At 47.0% G+C, this 1354-nt stretch carries 1 pseudogene; it reads right to left on the reverse strand.

What is annotated here, in order from left to right:
* Positions 1-269 precede the first annotated feature (269 nt).
* Positions 270-1280, reverse strand: a pseudogene (locus ACOCD2_RS20135) (IS5 family transposase); the annotation flags it as partial.
* Positions 1281-1354 lie beyond the last annotated feature (74 nt).

A 1354-nucleotide genomic window follows, 5' to 3' on the forward strand; every position in this document is an offset into this window, starting at 1 on the left:
TTCCCGCATCCTGCCTTGCAAAGCGCACATTGTCATTATCCTTATTGAAAGTATATGTCACTGAGTTTCTCGGAATATAGCTTCCCTTTTTTACCCATGACAGGCCCGGATATTCTCTTAAGGGCGCCTCGATTAATTCGTTCTGAGCAGACCAATTTCCCAGAATATTCCGAATGACAATATTACCGACAAATCTTCATCAGATTTTTCATTATTTCGCCGGGATTACGCCATATATCGCGTAATCCCGCACATTGGACAGATTGATCCCTGAGCAGAAATCTCAATCGACGCATGTTATAGGTCAGATTCATCATCCCTATTTTCACAGCCGCTCGTGCCATGCCTTTGGTGAGAACCAATATGCCACCCTGGGTGTTACTTTGATCACCAAAAACATGCTCAACCCGGACTCTTGTTTTTGACCGGGCATGATTGGCCGTTTGCTCTCTTTTGTTCAATGCCCTGGCCCGGGTTCCTTTGTAATGAATGCGGCTGGTGTAGCCTTTTTCTTTCAGCTGCTTTTCCTGTTTTTCGGAGCGATACGCTGAATCAGCCCAAACAGATCGACCGCTGTTTTCTTCATCCAGAACTTCATCAAATACCTGGCTGTCATGAACCGCGGCATTCGTCACCTTATAGCGGCGAATCAATTTGTCCTGCTTGTCGATACTGATGTGGTTCTTGTAGCCATAATGACTCTTGCCATGCTTTTTGGTCCAGCGGGCATCCAGGTCTTTCTGGCATTTCATGTTGGGCTTTTCATCCCAACCCTCTGGCGTGTTACCTTCCTTGATGGCTTTGTTTTCATCGCGCTTATTCCGGTTCTTCGGCACATTGACCAAGCTGGCATCAATGATCTGGCCACCTTTGGGAATAAAACCGGAATACCAGAGTTGCTGATCAAAGGCATCGAACAACTTCTCCACCAAACCATGCTGCGCCAGCTGCTCACGAAACAGCCATAAGGTCTTGGAATCCGGCACGGTATCATCCGGGTTCAGCCCCAGAAACCGGTGAAAGGACAACCGATCCCGAACCTGATATTCCGTTTGATCATCTGACAGGTTATAAAGCGATTGTAGTACCAGCATTTTGAACATCAACACGGTATCCCAGGGCTTCCTGCCGGCATTGCTTTTCCTTTTCTTCTGGTAGATCATCTTGAGAATCGGCTTGAACTCATCCCAATCCACGATGCTATCCAGTCGGGGCAGTGGATCACCCAGTTTCTCCAGTTGGGCTAACCGATTTTCCTGATCAAAAAAGCTGGGTTGCATGGATTTCTTCCCGTTTCCCTGTGATGCTGTTATTTTACCGGATTAGGGGCAATTAATAGAGGTGCCCTTAATTC

Origin of the sequence: Thiolapillus sp. (assembly GCF_048562965.1) — a bacterium.
GTDB lineage: Bacteria > Pseudomonadota > Gammaproteobacteria > Chromatiales > Chromatiaceae > Thiolapillus > Thiolapillus brandeum_A.